General features: G+C 48.5%; 1 protein-coding gene and 1 pseudogene. Both read right to left on the bottom strand.

What is annotated here, in order from left to right:
- Nucleotides 1–526 (bottom strand): DUF459 domain-containing protein (locus ACTHUM_RS16860; RefSeq protein ID WP_440403536.1); only part of this gene is annotated, 526 nt, incomplete at its 3' end.
- Nucleotides 527–536: 10 nt separating this feature from the next.
- Nucleotides 537–686 (bottom strand): annotated as a pseudogene (locus tag ACTHUM_RS16855) (MBOAT family O-acyltransferase); the annotation flags it as partial.

The following is a 686-nucleotide window of genomic DNA, read 5'->3' as shown; positions in this document are numbered from 1 at the left end:
AACCGGTACTTTGTTTGCTGAGGTTGACCGATTGTACGCCATATTCTTGCTTGAGGTGTTTTTGTACGAAAGGTGCAACGCCCTGCATCAGTGAGTCGCCGGCAAAGAAAACTTTGTTGCCTTTTTTCAACACGACCTGTGTTGCCGACTGATCAGCCTGATTGCTTGGCTCGCTGGCTGCGGTATCTGTATTGTTAGCCGCATCGGAAGCAGCAGAGTCTTTTTGATTGTCGGATACTTCAATGTTTTCCGTATTTTCAGACGACCTTGTTGTTTCAATGCCAGAGTCTTCCGAAGCCAAAGTGTCTTCTGCTTCCAGCGAAGCTTTCAGGCCGTCTGAAAATTCGTAGGCTTTTTGTTGCCAATCCGCACCGATACGCCACCAAGCGTATTCGGATAAAGGCTCAAGCGGACTGTTTTCATGATAGGTTTGCTGCCAATAGGCATTGATGGAGTTTTGGGCAAACCACGTCAGCGCAACCGCACTGAGCAGAATCGAAACAAACAGGGAGATAAAGCGTTTCATGTTCTGCTCCTTAGAAGTTGGCGTAAATAAAGCCGGGAATACCGGACGGGGCGAAGACGATAATCAGGGCGAGGATCAGCGTGATGGGGATAAACCACAGCCATGCAGGCAGTTTGTCCAAGCCTTTTACCGATGCTTCACATAAGCGAAGCAAATACGG

This window comes from Neisseria sp. P0021.S006 (assembly GCF_051956895.1).
The sequence above is the reverse complement of the archived record's forward strand: the minus strand, read 5'-3'. Positions and strand labels throughout refer to the sequence as shown.